The 17,116-nt window shown below is 46.6% G+C and carries 19 protein-coding genes; 10 read left to right on the top strand and 9 right to left on the bottom strand.

Going from position 1 to position 17,116, the window contains the following annotated elements:
• Positions 1–191 precede the first annotated feature (191 nt).
• Positions 192–785, bottom strand: a complete 594-nt coding sequence (locus tag QUA74_RS13380) for a Uma2 family endonuclease (RefSeq protein WP_333329353.1) — start codon at positions 783–785, stop codon at positions 192–194.
• Between the two features lie 21 nt (positions 786–806).
• On the opposite strand from QUA74_RS13380, the gene QUA74_RS13375 reads away from it, so the two are divergent.
• Together QUA74_RS13375 and QUA74_RS13370 are read left to right on the top strand one after the other, a co-directional pair.
• Complete coding sequence (locus QUA74_RS13375; protein ID WP_333329348.1) at positions 807–1,052, top strand: hypothetical protein; 246 nt, start codon at positions 807–809, stop codon at positions 1,050–1,052.
• A gap of 266 nt (positions 1,053–1,318) precedes the next feature.
• The gene (locus tag QUA74_RS13370) at positions 1,319–1,609 is read left to right on the top strand and encodes a hypothetical protein (RefSeq protein WP_333329345.1); all 291 of its coding nucleotides are present in this window, start codon (positions 1,319–1,321) and stop codon (positions 1,607–1,609) included.
• 123 nt (positions 1,610–1,732) lie between these two features.
• Here the strand turns inward: QUA74_RS13370 and QUA74_RS13365 are convergent, their stop codons facing one another.
• Together QUA74_RS13365 and QUA74_RS13360 are read right to left on the bottom strand one after the other, a co-directional pair.
• Complete coding sequence (locus QUA74_RS13365; RefSeq protein ID WP_333329342.1) at positions 1,733–2,080, bottom strand: hypothetical protein; 348 nt, start codon at positions 2,078–2,080, stop codon at positions 1,733–1,735.
• A 351-nt stretch (positions 2,081–2,431) separates the two neighbouring features.
• Positions 2,432–2,677: a hypothetical protein gene (locus QUA74_RS13360; RefSeq protein ID WP_333329339.1), complete on the bottom strand. Its 246-nt coding sequence runs from the start codon at positions 2,675–2,677 to the stop codon at positions 2,432–2,434.
• A gap of 89 nt (positions 2,678–2,766) precedes the next feature.
• On the opposite strand from QUA74_RS13360, the gene QUA74_RS13355 reads away from it, so the two are divergent.
• The 3 genes from QUA74_RS13355 to QUA74_RS13345 all read left to right on the top strand — a co-directional run bounded on the left by QUA74_RS13355 (position 2,767) and on the right by QUA74_RS13345 (position 3,912).
• A complete protein-coding gene (locus tag QUA74_RS13355; protein ID WP_242717095.1) occupies positions 2,767–2,910 on the top strand; it encodes a hypothetical protein in 144 nt (47 codons plus the stop codon).
• A gap of 276 nt (positions 2,911–3,186) precedes the next feature.
• A complete protein-coding gene (locus QUA74_RS13350; protein ID WP_333329337.1) occupies positions 3,187–3,468 on the top strand; it encodes a hypothetical protein in 282 nt (93 codons plus the stop codon).
• A complete protein-coding gene (locus QUA74_RS13345) occupies positions 3,469–3,912 on the top strand; it encodes a PIN domain-containing protein (protein WP_333329334.1) in 444 nt (147 codons plus the stop codon). It begins immediately after the preceding gene.
• 112 nt (positions 3,913–4,024) lie between these two features.
• Here the strand turns inward: QUA74_RS13345 and QUA74_RS13340 are convergent, their stop codons facing one another.
• Both QUA74_RS13340 and QUA74_RS13335 read right to left on the bottom strand, forming a co-directional pair.
• Complete coding sequence (locus QUA74_RS13340; protein ID WP_333329331.1) at positions 4,025–5,209, bottom strand: class I SAM-dependent methyltransferase; 1,185 nt, start codon at positions 5,207–5,209, stop codon at positions 4,025–4,027.
• 37 nt (positions 5,210–5,246) lie between these two features.
• Positions 5,247–5,423, bottom strand: a complete 177-nt coding sequence (locus QUA74_RS13335) for a hypothetical protein (RefSeq protein WP_333329328.1) — start codon at positions 5,421–5,423, stop codon at positions 5,247–5,249.
• Between the two features lie 475 nt (positions 5,424–5,898).
• On the opposite strand from QUA74_RS13335, the gene QUA74_RS13330 reads away from it, so the two are divergent.
• The 4 genes from QUA74_RS13330 to QUA74_RS13315 all read left to right on the top strand — a co-directional run bounded on the left by QUA74_RS13330 (position 5,899) and on the right by QUA74_RS13315 (position 12,638).
• Positions 5,899–8,679, top strand: a complete 2,781-nt coding sequence (locus tag QUA74_RS13330) for a phycobilisome rod-core linker polypeptide (protein WP_333329325.1) — start codon at positions 5,899–5,901, stop codon at positions 8,677–8,679.
• Between the two features lie 907 nt (positions 8,680–9,586).
• Positions 9,587–10,951, top strand: a complete 1,365-nt coding sequence (locus tag QUA74_RS13325; protein ID WP_333329323.1) for a P-loop NTPase fold protein — start codon at positions 9,587–9,589, stop codon at positions 10,949–10,951.
• Between the two features lie 170 nt (positions 10,952–11,121).
• A complete protein-coding gene (locus QUA74_RS13320; RefSeq protein WP_333329320.1) occupies positions 11,122–12,099 on the top strand; it encodes a shikimate dehydrogenase in 978 nt (325 codons plus the stop codon).
• A 107-nt stretch (positions 12,100–12,206) separates the two neighbouring features.
• Positions 12,207–12,638 carry a hypothetical protein gene (locus QUA74_RS13315; RefSeq protein WP_333083661.1) on the top strand — a complete coding sequence of 144 codons (432 nt, stop codon included), beginning with the start codon at positions 12,207–12,209 and terminating at the stop codon, positions 12,636–12,638.
• Between the two features lie 259 nt (positions 12,639–12,897).
• Here QUA74_RS13315 and QUA74_RS13310 read toward each other — a convergent pair whose 3' ends face one another.
• From QUA74_RS13310 to QUA74_RS13300, 3 genes are all read right to left on the bottom strand, one after another.
• A complete protein-coding gene (locus QUA74_RS13310) occupies positions 12,898–13,185 on the bottom strand; it encodes a YggT family protein (RefSeq protein WP_333329317.1) in 288 nt (95 codons plus the stop codon).
• 227 nt (positions 13,186–13,412) lie between these two features.
• Entirely contained in the window at positions 13,413–13,736 is a 324-nt protein-coding gene (locus QUA74_RS13305) for a hypothetical protein (protein WP_333329314.1), read from the bottom strand.
• 74 nt (positions 13,737–13,810) lie between these two features.
• A complete protein-coding gene (locus QUA74_RS13300; protein WP_333329311.1) occupies positions 13,811–14,179 on the bottom strand; it encodes a YkgJ family cysteine cluster protein in 369 nt (122 codons plus the stop codon).
• Positions 14,180–14,396: 217 nt separating this feature from the next.
• Between QUA74_RS13300 and psb30 the strand changes: the two genes are divergently transcribed.
• Entirely contained in the window at positions 14,397–14,537 is a 141-nt protein-coding gene (gene psb30 / locus QUA74_RS13295) for a photosystem II reaction center protein Ycf12/Psb30 (RefSeq protein ID WP_190740284.1), read from the top strand.
• A gap of 121 nt (positions 14,538–14,658) precedes the next feature.
• Here psb30 and recJ read toward each other — a convergent pair whose 3' ends face one another.
• Complete coding sequence (gene recJ / locus QUA74_RS13290; protein WP_333329307.1) at positions 14,659–16,740, bottom strand: single-stranded-DNA-specific exonuclease RecJ; 2,082 nt, start codon at positions 16,738–16,740, stop codon at positions 14,659–14,661.
• Positions 16,741–17,116: the final 376 nt, after the last annotated feature.

The raw sequence follows: 17,116 nt of genomic DNA, 5'->3' as shown, positions 1-17,116 counted from the left end.
TTACTTGAACGGGTTAATTGGAAATCAGGGAAAAGCTACATAAGTATAATTACTCACTACAAAAGTGACATACTCCCAACACGAATTGGATGGATTGACAGGCGACAGGTACGGAGTTGTCGGTCAAATTCTTAAACGTGCGATAAATTAGGGAAGGGCAATTACAGCCGCACAATGTCTCAAATCGGCGGCTAAAACTCTCCTTTCAAGACTTGTTGGGCCGTCAAGTTCAACTGCGGAAAAGTCGGCGATATCAGCCCTTGTTCCCCTTGAAAAACCCCAACTTCGACATACTCACCTGATTCTAGTCGTAGTACCGCTACTATCTCCTCTTGAGGGTCAACAATCCAATATTCAGGGATACCCCGCCCTGCATATTGAGCTCGTTTACTAATGTAATCGCGATCGCGCCCAACTCTACCTGGACTAACAACCTCGACAACCAACTGAGGAGGTGGCATAGTTTGGGTGATGGTTAGCCTGGTTGCTGTCAGCAAGATGTGTTCCGGGCGCAAAACCACCAAATCTGGGTAGCGGTTAGCTGCGTCGCCCTCCCGCACGATCGGAACTTGGATTTCGCAGATATGTGTTCTGATCAGCCTCAGTGGGATGAACCCGCTACTAGCCAGAGTGAATAGTAGATAGTTAGCAATGGCAGTGTTGGGTTCGGATTCTGGCGGCAATGTTACTAACTCTCCATCAATTAATTCGTAGCGGTTGTCGGTGTCGTCCTCATAGGTGAGGTACTCTTCAAAGGTAAGTTTCTGTTTGTGGGCTTGTGTCATCTTTTACCTTCCAGGATTGCTATGGTTATTAAAATGTTTACACATCCGAGGGAAGCGGCGGTCGCAGTGATTTTCATTGAATTAACAAGCTGGGTAGCACTGTCCGATCGCCCCGTGTCAAGTCGATCGCCCCGTCACCACAGGCAAGGGTACAAAATGCACCATCTGGCGGGGTCTAGCGGGTTTTGGGATGATTCCACCTGTGGCAGTAGCAAGGCTGGCAGAGTTGCATCACAGGCAAAGTTTGCGGGTCTAGCGTGGGTCTAACGTCTGGCAAGGTTGCCACGGTTGGAGCGATCGGAATGGAGCGGTGGCGGTCTAGCTTTTTTGCGTCACAGTCACGACTGAGAACGTACAGCTTTTTTAAAAACTAGGATGGTATGGGAGCGGTGGCACACACAGAGCGGTCACAGCGCGGGGCGGTATAGCTTTGTCGCGTCACACCTTTAAATGGTTATGTTTTTAAAATATTTTGTGTTAAAATACTTTATCTTAATTTGAGAAAAATCTGTATGATTACATCAAAAATAATAATGTCTGTTTTTAAAGAGAATTCTAACGATATTTGTAGTTTTATACCTTTATGTAGATTTTCTTTTGACTTAGGTTTAGAAGTAGGGGAAGTAATTCAAATTAGTAATCTCAGTTTTCTAGAGAAAGGATATATTTTCAATGTAAAGGTTGTAAATAAATTAAAAACTATAGAACAACAAGCGATTGAAACATACCATGATGAAGAGTTTACATTTAACGTTGAATATTTTGTAGATGTTGAAAAGGAAGAAGATTTGACAAGAATTCGACAGAGGTTGAAAAGAAGTTAATCTAAAAGTTATGAAAAAATATAATTTTTTTTTACATACCGTTTTTTCTATAGTGCAAGGGTTAAAGGGCTTAGGTGGGGAAATGTGTGTTAGCGCTTGCTACGGTCGGGGCGATTGGAGCGGTTACAGCGCGGGGCTGTTTGTGAGTTTTTCACAATTTCTACTTAATAAATAGCATCTACTTCTATGTAATACATCATGTTTTCTTTCTAATACGTTACGTCTATTAGTGCGAACAAATGAATCTGTGACGCTAACTACTACCCAACCCTTTATTGAATATTCATTAATTATTTTCATAATATTATTATCATATTCTTTGGCATCAATATTATGACTTTCCTTTCTAGTTTTGATTGTAAAAGTGTCTTCGGCATAATCGGGAATGTTTTCCCACCATTCTATATGTTCGATTTCTAAGTATTCTGTTTCTAAGTATTCTGTTTCTAACAGTTTATTTTCAGAAGACATTTTGTTACCTCAGTAGATTGTAATAATTTAGTAAGTTTTTAACATAACACATAAAGTTTTTATATATCAAACTAGCGATTCTACAAAGGTTACAGGACTTAGGCGGGGAAATGTGCGTTACCCTGCCTAGCTTGATTTATAGATGTTTGAGGCTCTAAATTAGGATATGCTCTTATCCTGATTTAGTAAAGTAACGTGCCTGATATTTGTTGGTCTTATTAACTGGTTCCCAGGCTCTAGCCTGGAAACCGAGATCCAGAGGCTCTGCCTCGCTAGCGGATAAAAACAAAAACAGGAGGCAGATGCTCATGGAATGTGTTCCCAGGCTAGAGCCTGGGAACGAGCAAACACCTACACTTTGCGCTTCCGACGGCGAATCAGCACACTCATCACTTGCTTCGGATTAGCTGCACGTTGTAGGGGACTCCAATCGCCCACTTGGGCAAATCCCAGGCGGTACAAAGTGAGTATGGTTTCCCTGACACCCGATTGCGAACCTGTCACCGTTACACACACCACATCCTGTTCCGATTCTGCTGCTGAGTCGTCATTTGGCCGAGCGAATTTGTTGTCGTCAGGCAAGAATTCCTGTGACATAATTATGTTCTCCTGGTTTTGGGTTTTCTAGAAAAACCCAAAAACCCAGCCGCCCCGCATTTCAACACATAGCAGGGCGGCTACAGAGGATGTTAAGATACTCCGTTAGCCTCCAGACTGCTGTGATCAGTTTGGCGGTTAGCTGTCCATTGCTGTTACCAGCAGCTTTGGGCAGTGCAACTAGATTTTTGGGCGACGCCGGCTACTTCCTCTACAAGCAAAGCAACCTCTAACTTCAAAGCGTAGCCGCAGACGGGGGCCTGTGTCAATCCATTTGGGATTTGGGATTTGGGAAAGGTGCGTCAGCTTTGAGATTGCTTCACTACGTTCGCAATGACAGAAAATCCTAGTACGTGCATCCAGGATTAACTGGTTCCCAGCCTAGAGCCTGGGAACGAGCAATCGCCTACTTCCTAGGCTTTGCGCTACAGTTATAATATTAAAATCAATTTAAAAAGTGCGATCGACCCCGCTATCATCAGCCCAAAAACTTGCACTCAAGGATAATTATGCTGCACAATCTTCAGCAATCTCACGAACAAGAGATACAGACGATTACTCAAGTTTTGGAAAAAATCACCAGCCGCACGGCGGATCAGATTAAACCATTACTAGATGCGATGCTCAAACAGCTAATTGAACCTCAACAACCTCCATTTTATGAAACAGCTACCCCAACAGAATGGTCAATAGCATTTCAAGAATGGGTTGACAGTCATCGTACCCTAAATCTCCCCACTCTTTCAGATGAAGCTATTAGCAGAGAGAGCATTTATGGAGACAGAGGTTAAATGCCGTTTCTCGTAGATACAAATATACTGCTGCGTAGCATCGATACAGCACACCCAATGAATCCTGATGCCGTTAATGCCGTGATTACTCTGCGCGATCGCGGGGAACAACTTTATATCGTACCCCAAAATTTGATCGAGTTTTGGAACGTTTGCACGCGCCCGATCCAGAGAAATGGATTAGGGCGTACTGCAACAGAAGCAGAGGCAGAAATTAATCGCTTAAAACAGCTTTTTCCTCTGTTGTTGGATACCGAAGCAATTTATCAAGAATGGGAGCGACTGGTGATAACGTATAAGGTTGTAGGTGTTAACGTTCATGATGCGCGGCTAGTTGCTGCTATGCTAGTTCATGGTTTAACTCATATCCTAACTTTTAACATTGCTGATTTCGCTCGTTATTCACAAATTACGGCTGTTAATCCTCCAACGGTAAAACCTTGATTAATTGGGAATTTAACATAAATTATACTCCGAGCAAAGAACAGGCAAGATGCCTGTTCCACAAAAAGCTAATTTGATTGTGGGGAGTAGGAGTTAAGCATATTGCCCGCCCTTAGATTTTACCGGGTGTGAGCAAAATTAGCTGTTTTGATAAGATCGATCGCACTTCATCCAATCCCATCTCCACATCCGCCAAAATCTCTCCCACAGTTTTGGTATTGCAACCTTGCAAAAACTCAAATTCAGCACTTGACAAATTGATCAATTGGTAGTTGCAATCAAACACTTGTTGACTCGGCCAACCGTGCATACAACTACTCAACTCTGGAATTGCCGCCAAAAGTGCCTTATCGTCCGACCAATCAATTTTATTAACAGGCTTTTTGCCCAAGAAAAACTCGTAATGAGTGATTTCCGTATCCAACAATTCAATTAATCGATAAAGCTCTCTTTCCGTCAAACCCTGAGCTCTTTCTATCAAATCCGGTGCTTTCCCTAACAGTCGTTCTAACTGCCAATATCCCGGATTTGAGAAACCGATAAATTCCAACCCCGAAGCGTCAATTAACTCGAACAAAGTCTCAATATTGTAGTCAATTTCCTGCGGGTGAACGTACATATCAGCAAAACATTCGTCTCGCTGATTTTCTCCTGCCCAACGCTGTTTTTCGTACTTGACAAGACGGTTGTTTTCTGGTAAAGAAGCAAAGATTTGACGACCGACTTTCACACCATCGGGATAGTCACCTTTTTGCGGGCCTTGGAGAAGGGCGATCGCCCTTTGCATGAGTTGAATTTCCCAGCGTCCGAGCTCAGCATACACAAAAACGTGCATCAAACCGCCCTCTGCCAACTTCGCCGCCAGCGCTTGAATGCCCCGGATCGGATCGGGTAAGTGGTGCAGCACGCCGACGCAGTTGATCAAATCAAACTCGCCCTCTAACTCCGCGGCATCGTACAGGCTGAGGTGGCGAAAATCAGCTTCGCGCGCTCCCGATCGCCGACAGCGTTCTTGTGCTACTTTCAAAGCACCTTCACTCAGGTCGATCGCCGTCACCGAAGCTTCAGGATTGAGGTGAATCAGATAATCGGTGCTCGAACCAGTGCCGCAGCCAGCATCTAAAATCCGAATATCCAGTTTTGGCGGCTTTTGGCCGGTGCAAAAATTGTAAGCATCAGGCCAACTCCAGCGCCAGTTGTACCCAGGGGGCGGTTCATCGGACAAAGGATCGGGCGGGAAAGGGAAAGTATCGTACAGCCGCCGCACGGCAGCGCTGATATCAGGCGTAGTATCCATAGGTGAGGTAATAGTGCGTGGGTTTTGAGATTCGTTGTCAGTAGCTAGGGGGTAACAGCGCTAGGCCATGCACTTCTAATGCTTCGTTAATCGCAACAAAAGTGGCGTTTCGCCAAGTTGGGAAGCCTGAAACAGAGGGATCGGGCGATCGACTAACCCATGACTGCCAAGCCCTGACAGCTTCGGCGTAATAAAACTTATCATTTTTTCTCATATACGCTCTCTTAAATCTATACAATAAATCTCGACAGGCTTTTTAACAAACGAGGACTGTCAATAACCCACCGCTACCGCTGAGCTTTCGGGTAAAGCGGAGGCGTCTTTAAGCAGAAAGTTAAAGGCAAGAGAAAAAGGCAGAAGAAAATTTTTGATTTTCTTTTCCCTTAATTGACGGCACTTACTGCGATCGCCCACTCGTCAAATATCCTGCCAAGTCTTTTTTTTCACGGGTGTACGGGCGGAGCGCAGCGGAGGGAGTACCCCGTGCCTGCCTTCTGACCGGACATTTCCCGGCAGGCAGAAAGATGAAACCAAAACATTTTAATCTAAGAAAGTAAGCGCGCCCGAACCTCGTGACGGGTAAAGGCAAAAAGTAAACAAAGCAAAAATACCTACTTTGCCCTGCATGAGAAGGCAGGGTTAGTCTGGGTAAATGCTACAACGATTTAGATAGGGAGCGAAGGAGTCTAATGACTGTAAAGGCAAGTGGTGGAAGCTCGGTTGCGCGTCCGCAACTATATCAAACTGTACCGGTCGCAACAATTTCGCAAGCAGAACAGCAAGACCGCTTTCTACAGCGGGGCGAACTCAGCGAACTGGCAAGTTATTTCAGTTCAGGGGCTCTTCGGATCGATATCTCTGCGACGCTGACCAAAAATTCGGAACTGATAGTATCCCGCGCAGCCAACCGGATTTTTACCGGCGGTTCCCCGCTGGCATTTTTGGAAAGACCACAAGAACCTGCGATGGCTGTAGCAGGTGCGGCTCGCGGCGGCTCGGCGAATGTCTCTGAAGGCATGAAACTGGGAAATGTCACCTACGTAGAAAGCCGCGCTGGCGGCAACGGCGGTGGCGGCGGTGGTTTCTTGGGGCTAGGAAATCTATTTTCTGGCAACGGTGGCGGCTACAGCGGCCCAATCCCCGCAGGATTTCAGCCGATCAATGTCTCGCGCTACGGCCCGGGCAACATGACCAAATCTCTGCGGGATTTGAGCTGGTTTTTGCGCTACATCACTTACGCAATTGTCGCGGGCGACCCGAACATTATTTCGGTGAACGTGCGCGGATTGCGGGAAATCATCGAAAATGCTTGCTCTTCGGCGGCCACAATTGTGGCAATGCAGGAAATGAAGGCAGCATCTTTGGGCTATTTCAGAAACAATGCAGAGGCAAGTGCGATCGTCGGACAGTATTTCGACGTAGCAATTACCGAATTCAAAGCTCCCACACCTTCAGACAAGGTGCGGCAGCGCGAAAGCAACGACCAGCAAGGCCTGCAACTGCCTCAAATCTACTTCAACGCAGCCGAGCGACGATCAAAATTCGTCATGAAAACCGGCCTGTCTGGGGGGGAAAAGCTAGAAGTAATCAAAGCAGCTTACCGCCAAGTATTCGAGCGCGATATTACCCGCGCATACAGCCAAAGCATTTCTGACTTGGAATCCAAGGTCAAAAATGGCGAAATCTCCATGAAAGAGTTTATTCGCCGCCTTGGTAAATCTCCTCTGTACCGTCAGCAATTCTACGAGCCGTTTGTCAACAGCCGTGCTGTAGAACTTGCCGCTCGTCACTTCCTAGGTCGCGGTTTGAGCTCGCGGGAGGAATTTAGCAAGTATTTTGCGATCGTCAGCAAAGGCGGCCTGGCAGCCCTCGTAGACGCAATGGTTTATTCCCAGGAGTATTCCGATTACTTCGGCGAAGAAACAGTGCCTTACCTACGTGGTTTGGGCCAAGAAGCTCAGGAATGTCGCAACTGGGGCCCGCAAATTGATTTGTTCAATTTCAGCGCTCCGTTCCGCAAGGTTCCTCAGTTCATCACTTTGTTCGCAGGCTACACTCAGCCGCTACCAGACCAGCACGTTTACGGTGTTGGCAATGACCCCTTAGAAATTCAGTTCGGCGCGATTTTCCCGCAAGAAACTCGCAACCCCAAGAGCCGTCCCGCTCCCTTCGGCAAGGACACCCGCCGCATCCTGATCCGTCAAGGTGCGGGGATTGAAAACCAATTGAGCAACCCGCAAGCCCGCGGCAAGGCTCCCGGCTCTCTTGGCCCCAAGGTCTTTAAATTAGACCAGTTGCCGGGTGGCTACAGTGCTCCGAGAAAAACCACTGGCCGCGGTGCTTCTGTAGGCAGCGGCTACAGCAGTGCTTCCAGTGTCAAATTTACCGAAAGTTCCACCCAAGCGGTGATTCGGGCAGCTTACCTGCAAGTGTTCGGTCGCGACGTGTTCGACGGCCAGCGCCAAAAGGTGGCGGAAATTAAGCTCGAAAACGGCGACATTCCGATGCGCGAGTTTATTCGGATGTTGGCGAAGTCTGACGTGTTCCGCAATATGTACTGGAGCAAGCTGTACGTTTGTAAGGCGATCGAGTACATTCACCGCCGACTCCTGGGACGCCCTACCTATGGCCGCCAGGAAATGAACGCTTACTTTGACATTTGCGCCAAGAAGGGTTTCTACGCGCTGGTTGATAGCATCCTGGACAGCACGGAGTACAACGAAGCTTTTGGGGAAGATACAGTGCCCTACGAGCGCTATGTGACTCCCGGTGGTTTGTCGATGCGGACGATGCGATCGGGTTCCGTCGCTGAGCAAAATGTCCAAGCTCAGACGCCCGAAACTCCTCGATTTATTGAACTCGGCACTGCGCTCGATCGGGGCGATTTCGAGTTACAAAATAGCCTCGCTCAAGGTGTCAGCAAGCGGCGCGAACAAACTAAGGTGTTCAAGCTGACGACTACTTCGGACAAAGTAGCTTTGAAAACTTTAATTCAAGCTGCTTACCGTCAAATTTTTGAGCGCGACATCAACCCCTATGTTGTGAAGAATGAATTCACAGCGCTGGAAAGCAAACTTGGCAACAATGAAATCAATCTCAAGGAGTTCATTGAGGCTTTGGGCTGCTCGTCGCTGTACGTCAAACAGTTCTACGCACCTTATCCCAATACTAAGGTGATTGAGTTGGGAACCAAGCACTTCTTGGGCCGCGCTCCCCGCAATCAAGCGGAGATTCGGACGTACAACCAAATCTTGGCAAGTAAAGGGATTAAGGGCTTTATCAACGCGATGTTGAACAGCGTTGAATATGCTGAGGCTTTTGGTGAGGATACTGTTCCTTATCGTCGCTTCCCAACTCTACCGGCTGCGAATTTCCCGAATACCGAACGGCTGTACAATCAACTCACTAAGCAGAATGATGAGTTGGTGGTTCCAAGCTTTGAGCCAGTAGCTGCTACTGACAGAAGCTAGATTGATTAGAGGTTTTAGATGTTAAATTAGCAATAATTTAATATCTAAAATTAGTTGAAGGGCTGGCGTAATTGCCAGCCCTTTTTTTTGTATAATTTGGGGATTTCTAACCGCAGATAAAGAGGATATAAAAGTTTTATTTTAGTTGGATAAAGACTTTTTGAAATAACCGCAGAGGGCGCAAAAAGCTTAGAGTTAGGGAAGAGAGAGTGTGCTAAGAAAGCCGTTTTTTACGAAAATAAGAGATTTAGTAAGGAGAAATATAAAAAAAACCGGGTTTCTGAAGAAAGCGTGGGGAAGTCCTAGTTTCATTAAAATGGTAGGATTCTAGCATCCGTTTTTGGGCAATATCCAATCTGCCGAATCGGTGCAGCTAACAGTGTTAAATCTACCACGGGATTGGCTGAAGCAATTAAATTTGAGGTTTCAGATTTGAGTTGATCTTGACTTGATAACCGCATCGGGGCGGGTGCAAGTTCCCGCACATTATATATTCGGTTAACCGTACTAAAATAGCCACTTTGAGGCGAGAACATTACGGCCCACTCTTCGTCATTGATTTCAATATACAAAATCGCGATCGAGACAGAGCGATTGCCTAGCTATCGGGTATTAGTGACTTCCCTTCATTCCCTGTATGTAAAAATTAGGTATAATTGGTTAGCGCGTATTATGATAAAAGTTAAAAAAAAATAGCCAGGGAGGGAAGAAGCCAACCCCGATAGTGATGAGTCATTACCAATTTAAAATTTAAAATCTAAAATTTAAAATCTAAAATTTTATGAGCTACATCAAGATATTGACCGCAAAATAAAACAGCAGAATAAACGGGCAACTTTTTCTGATTAGTAAAGTAGCGAAACGAATAAGGTATTAGGGCATAATGTTGTGAAAGATGGAACAGGGTATGGAACTAAATTTACAGAAATTTTATAGCACCTGCAATCCCAGCTACACCCTGGCAGTAGCAAATCAAAAAGACCGACAATACTATATCGATTTCTCTTCAGTGCGGGGTGGCACAATCGTAGAACAATTGGAGCGCACCATCAGCCGTCTGTCCCCGGATGCACCTACCTGTCAATTATTCACCGGTCACATCGGCTCTGGTAAATCAACTGAATTGCTGCGGCTGCAAGCTCAATTGCAGCAACAAGGATTTCATGTTGTTTACTTTGAGTCGAGTAAAGACTTAGACATGGCAGATGTAGATATCACTGATATTTTGTTGAGCGTTGCTCGTCAGGTGAGCGAAAGCATCGAGAAAATGAAAATCAAGCTGCAACCGACGGGTTTTAAAGCTTTGCTCAAAGGGGTTGCTGATGTTTTTCAAACTCAAATAGACTTGAGGGCTGAAGCTAATGTCCCTGGTTTGGGGGAAATAAATGCCAGCACGGAGGGAGAGTTTTCTCTGGCGCTGGGAATTGGCAAAATTACTGCTAAGGCGAAAGATGCTCCGAATTTGCGATCGGAGTTGAGGCAATATTTGGAGCCGCGAACTAATGTAATTTTAGATGCGCTTAATAAAGAGTTGCTAGAACCGGCTAATCAAGAACTCAAACGCCAAGGGAAACAAGGACTTGTAGTAATTATCGACAATCTCGATCGCATACACCTGTGCGCGAAACCGACGGGGCGGCTGCAGCCGGAATACCTGTTTGTCGATCGCGGCGAACAGTTGGCAAGACTAAATTGTCACGTCGTGTATACAATTCCTTTGGTGCTGATTTTCTCTAACGATTTGGGCCAGTTGACCAATCGATTTGGGGTAGATCCGAAGGTTTTGCCGATGGTGCCGGTGCAGTTTAGCGACGGTTCTGAGTGCTCTGAGGGTCTGGAATTGCTGCGGCAGATGGTTCTGGCGCGGGCTTTTCCGACGGTGCATCCTTCACAACGCTATGCTTTGGTAGGCAAAGTTTTCGACTCTGCGGAAACTCTCGATCGCCTGTGTCGAGTCAGCGGTGGTCATGTCCGCAATTTGCTGCAACTACTGTATGGCTGTCTGCAGAAACAAGACCCTCCTCTGTCGCGGGAAACTTTGGAAAATGTGATTGTGCAGCGCCGCCACCAGCTTACTTTGGCGATCGAACCTGATGAGTGGCAATTGCTGCGCCAAGTATCCGCTACCAAAACTGTGAGTGGGGAAACTAAATACCAAATATTGCTGCGGAGTCTCTGGGTGTTTGAATACCGTTACGGCGAAGATTATTGGTTTGATGTCAATCCGATTTTGGCTGACGCCAAAGAGTTTCGGCAAACAGTTGAGAGTTAACAGTTGACGGTTTACAGTCACTCGGCGAGGAAAATCGCTTCTGAACCAACGAACTTCACTCCTCGCCGACTAAAAAATAAGGGCCCAACTGTAGCAGGATCTGGTATGAAAACTAACAAAACTCAACAGTCAACCGTTAACAGTCAACAGTCAACAGTCAACTAACAAAAATGATTAAAGGCACTACTAAACTGTTGGGAGTAATTGGTCATCCCGTCGAACATTCTCTGTCGCCGGCGATGCACAATGCTGCTATTTCCCACTTGGGAGTCGATTTTATTTACTTGCCGTTTCCGGTAAAACCAGGGGATTTAAAAGCTGCTATTGCAGGATTTGCGGCGATCGGCGTTCGGGGATTTAGCATCACAATTCCGCACAAACAAGCAATCTTACCGTTGCTGTCGGAAGTTTCCCCGATCGCCCGAGCGATCGGCGCCGTCAATACCGTATACCTAACTGACAAAGGTTGGTGCGGCACAAATACTGACGTTGAAGGCTTTCTCGCGCCGCTGCACACCCCCCCAACCCCCCCTTACCAAGGGGGGGCTAAAGAGGCGACTTCTCCCTTAGAAAGGGGCAATACGGCTGTCGAATCCTGTCCCCCCCCTTACCAAGGGGGGGCTAGGGGGGGTTCCGATTGGAGTCAGAAAGTAGCAGTAATTTTGGGGAATGGCGGGGCGGCGAGGGCTGTTGTGGCTGGATGCGCTCAATTGGGATGTGCAGAGATTCACGTTGTCGGCCGCAGCGAACAAAATTTAGCGGAATTTCAGCAGAGTTGGGTCAATTCTCCGATGCCCGTGCAGAATTTGCAGGTTCATACTTGGGATAATTTGTCAATGTTAATCTCGCAGGCAGATTTGCTGGTGAACACGACGCCAGTGGGGATGTATCCGCAGGGGGAAAAGTCGCCAGTTGCGGCTGGTGAGATTGATCGAATTTCAGCAGGTGCGATCGTCTATGATTTAATTTACACCCCTAATCCTACCCAGTTTCTCAAAGATGCACAGCTTCGGGGAGCGCGAGCTATTGACGGACTCGAAATGCTAGTTCAACAAGGAGCAGCCGCCTTAAAAATTTGGCTGGATAAAGAATCCGTCCCAGTAGATGTGATGCGCCAAGCCTTGCGACAGCATTTAGGTCTAGATTAATGCCATTTCGGGAAAAAGTAGCTGTAGTTTTCAGAATTCCTATAAGTAGGAATTTGAGGCTGAATTCGCGCTAAGCTGAGAATTAAAATATACTTGCGCCGCCATTTATGAAATTTCGAGCTATCAGCCTTTTTTTTGCTACTTGCCTAATCGGAATTTTTAGTTTGGTATACACTCCACCTGCTTGGGCTCTGACGCAGATTAAACTTTCCGACCTTTCTTATCGCGAATGTCCTGCCGAAATGGGAGAAGGAACAGTCACCAGCGGCAGTTCTATGGAAGCTACCTGCTTTTTGATTACTGGGAAAGCTGAAAATAGCACCGGCAAACCAGTTGTCAATGCCGATATTTTCGGCCGCATTTATGATGCCGACGACAATCCGGTGATGCAAAATCGCACTCGCTTGGGTTCTATAGAAGAAGTTCCTCCCGGAGTTAGCGATTTTCAGCTCAGAATTTCCGTTGCGGCCAATCAACGAACACCTTTGAAGCTCAAGCAATTTAAAGCTACAGGTTTTACTGGCGTGGTTCGCCGTTAACAAAACTATTTGAGATTTTAGATTGCTGATTTGAGATTTTGGGTTGGCTGCCCGTGAAACCGCGATGCAGTTTTCGATTGTAGATTTTAGATTTGAGATTGTTGAGTGGCTGGCAATTTCTCATTTCTCGTGTACGATGAACTCCCCAGCTTTTCAACCGGGGAGTTCATCTAAAAATCTCAAATCTAAAATTTAGTTGCCGGCAGCTATGTCTGCCAAACAATTTACACTTGATGCTTAAAAAATTAAGCTTTTCTAACTACAAGGCTGTTTGCAAGTTGGTCAAAAGACCGATCAAGAATTCCGAGCCGAACTGAAGTACAAAAAACGCAATCAGCGGAGAAAAGTCAATCCCTCCTAAGGGGGGGATAATAGATCGGAATAGATTCAGGTAAGGGTCTGTTAACTGACTCAAAATCGAAAACGGGGGGTCGTACCAATTGATATTGGGGAACCAGCTTAACAGCACCCTAAAAATCATTAGGGCTACATAGATTTGCAGAAATGTGGACAGCGTGGTTGCCAAAAGGCCTATGGAATAACTCATATATTCTCGTTGAAGTTTGAGTAAAGTTTACAGACACTTTAGCTTAAAGTTTAGCATAGGTGGGGGAGAGGGGGAGCATCAGGCTATTTGCGGGCGGGCTAGAAGAGCAACGGCCCATAATAAAAATCACTCGCTTCACAGACCTTTCGGGTCTGTGAAGCGAGAATGGTGCAAGATGTGAGTAGCCCGCATTGATCTGCCCGACTAATCTAAAATCTTAAATGGAGTTAGGAGTCTTGAGCGATCGAACCCTCGCTGTTGTGCGGCAGCGCGTTGCCGTTTACGTCGCCGAGTTGCAGTCGCACGTCATCTATTGCCTGATTTAGCTGGGCAATTTTATCTTCTAAACTCAGCCTTGCTACTTCCATCCCTTCGGCTTCGAGTTGGCTGGCTTTCCTCTGGCGGATTTTTCTAGTTTTTGCGTCTGAAGGTTCACTCAGCAAAGCTTCAGCAGCGCGCCGCGACAGCACTGCGCCCAAAACAGCACCCACCAAGCCGCCAACTGCAGCTCCGGCAATAAATCCGCCTGTAAAACCCTCTCGATTGCTCATAGCTCAACTCAACTGCGCGATATTTCTTTGATTTGTTTATTTTGACACTCTCCCGGTGAGACACTGGGAGATTGTTAGTTGTCAGGTAAGGCGAGAATTCCGACTTCAGAGCTGAAGCGGATCATTTCCAAAGATCGATCGCCATAAAGGTCTTCAATGTGTTCCAAGCAGCAGTCGATCGCGAAATCGTTCAACTCAGCCGGCTCAACACCGTACATTTCCTGAAACACTTCTGAGTCTACCCGACAAAAGCGCGGTCGATCGGCATAAATTCCGCACTCTCGGGTCGATCGGTCAAAATTGATACACCAACCGTCATCTCCGACTAAGCTCAAATAGAGCGCTAATTCGTCTTCAGATAAATACTCGTCTAAGTCAGGGCGTTCTGCTGGTTCTAGGTAACAACAAGCACCGCACTGCTTTACGCAACGCCAATTCGCCATAGTTCGTTCGATTTTAGATTTTAGATTTTAGATTCGGAGCACTTTCCCGGAAGAGGCATCAAGTCCCCGGTTCCCTGTCACTGGGAGGTCGATCGTAGTTTACATTTTGTTGAATTTTGTAAAGTTCCTTAAAAAATAGGGACGATAGCCCGGTAAAATCAGAAGCGGATTTTCTAATTCAACAATCTAGACTTAATCACTACAGTCAGGAGGACACATGGACTTTATAACCGATCTTTTCAGTGGTATGGCTGGTGTAGACTACCAACTCATTGTTCAGGTAGCTTTACTCGCAGCCGTCGTGCTTTCGGGCCCGATCGTGATTTTTCTCTTGGCAGCTAAAGGCGGCGACCTGTAATTATAGCACGCTGTGGGGCGATCGAGAGTTGGGAGTTTTGAGTTTTAAATTATGCAAAATTCACAACGCTCGATCGCCAATTTTCCCTGCTGCACCTGCTTTGTTATCAAATACCGAGTTATCAAATACCGAGGGCGTGTTTAGCAGTTTGAATCAAATTCTCAAAAAAAGGTAGAGATACATCGACTTCTCTAGCATCTTTGCGAGAGTTGCCTAACAAACCAATGTTTTGTCCGGGTGCAACAGCCAAAACTTGTCCTTGAGAGTTGCGAATTCTCAATTCCTCGATCGAGCCTGCAGGAGACAGACTGCAAGAATAAGTGCGATCGCAGTAATCAAACTCAACTTTTCCAAACATCGGCGGCCTGGAACTAGCAGCATTTGCGGGTAGCCGAACGCCCAACAATTCTAACTCAACCGAGGTCTTGCCATTAAAACTATTTTCCCGCAATCGGTAAGCAATATCAACCCGCCGAGGCAAAGGAAAATATTCCCCCCAACGCCAAGCAATCGCCTTCACACTAGCCGATACATTTCCATCTTGAGTTGCAGTTAGTTTAACGTGACCTCCTTTACCAACAATTTTCTGTTCCGTTATGCAAACATTAGGCGTCCAAAATACAGGAGCCTTGTTTTCAATCCCGCAAGGTTCCAGAGCATCAATTTGTCGGTAAAGGTCGAGATTAATCTCTGCCAAATCTGCCCGCACATCTACTGAAACCAGCGGTTTTAGATGTTCCGGCTGCAAACATTGATTAGCAAAAATTGACAGTTGATTGCGGAATTGTTCTAGATTCTGGGCCGGCATAGAAAAACCGCCAGCCGCTTTGTGTCCGCCAAATTTAGTTAATAAATCCGCGCAAAAATTCAGCCCGTCAAATACATTAAACTCAGGAATTCCCCTCGCCGAACCCCTGATAATTTTATGGGCAACCGCCCCTACAGCCTCATCCTCAAAAGTACCAATAAACACCGGTACGCCGTAGCGTTCCACTAATCGAGAAGCCACAATCCCGATCACCCCGTGGTGCCAACCGGGCTGCACGACAACTAAAACTCGTTCTTGCTGCAAGTCGAGTTCACTTTTCTCGCACCAAGCGATGGCTTCCTGCTCAATTTCCTGGCATAACTCCTGCCTGCGCTGATTGATTTGTTCGCACTGCATCGCGTTTTTGAGAGCCAATTCGCGATCGTCCGTAGTCAGCAACTCTATCACAATTTGAGGATCAGCCAGTCGCCCCACAGCATTAATCCGGGGCCCAAGCCTAAAACCAATATCTTCAGGCTTTAACGTATTGCTAGCTTGGCTTTTTGAATTCAGAAGAGGTAAACTTTCCGCACTTCCCGGCTGCACTCCAGCCACCTGAATCAAAGCCTGAATACCCGCCAATTGCGAGTGAGGCAACAGTCGCAAACCCCGCTTCACCCAGCGCCGATTAACTCCTGTCAAAGGTGCTAAATCCGCAATAGTTCCTAAAGTAAATAACTCCAGCAGGGGATTCACCAACCCGCCCAGTTTCTGCATATCCTGAGCCAAAGTAATAGCCAAAACATAAGCAACGCCTACGCCAGCCAAACCGCGATAAGGCGAAGGTTCTGCAATTAATTTCGGGTTGAGAATAGCATCAGCCGGTGGCAGTTTTGGGGGTAAATCGTGGTGGTCTGTAATAATAACTTTGACACCGAGTTCTCGCGCTCTGGCAACCGGGCCGTAGGCTGCAATTCCGTTGTCAACCGTGAGAATGAGAGCGACACCTTCCGAGTGAAATTCTTCTACAATGCGATCGTTAATCCCATAACCTTCTCGCATCCGGCTGGGAATAGCATAATCCACATTCGCCCCCAGCAGCCTCAGAGCTCGCAGCAACAAAGCCGTGCTCGTCATCCCGTCAGCATCGTAGTCGCCGCAAATCGCAATTTTTTCCCCTCGCGAAATCGCCTCCCGCAAAAGTTTGACACTCGTAGCCAAATCGGGAAACTCATCCATTGGCGCGGGCAAAACCAGAGATTCCGGTTCGATAAACCCTTGCACTTCTTTCAGAGAGTCGATGCCCCGGTTAATCAGCACCTGTGCCAGCAAGGGCGACAAACCGATTTCGGTGGCAAACTGTTCGGCTTGCTGTGGTTGAGGCGAATAAATTTGCCACCGTTGGTTTGGCAATCGGTGAAAATGCGGGGGCACAGATGTCGTTCGCTCTTGCACGGAAGCTGAGGTCTAAAGATACATAGTTAATTTTACTGAATTAAGTGCATCAGTCAATCAATTTTAGATTTTAGATTTTAGATTTTAGGTTTTAGATTGAGCCTAAAGATGAGTTTTTTGGGTAAAATCCAAAGGTTGTTTGTAGGAAAGCTTTTTTCGGAAGCTCTCACCGCACCCAAATAGGGATACAAGCCCCCGCCAGCAGTGGTGGAGGCCAAAAAATTTTAGACCAAAGTTCAAACCCCCCAAATTTATCTGTGGAGTCAATCTAAAATCTCGAATCTCAAATCGACTCGCGGGAGCCGAAAAACGAAGTGCAGCAGGCATTTGCGCTGCCCGCCCTAGGGCGCAGACTACTAATTTAATGAGGAGACTT

Origin of the sequence: Microcoleus sp. LAD1_D3, from assembly GCF_036702135.1 — a bacterium.
Lineage (GTDB): Bacteria > Cyanobacteriota > Cyanobacteriia > Cyanobacteriales > Microcoleaceae > Microcoleus.
This window is presented reverse-complemented; position numbering and strand designations above follow the sequence as displayed.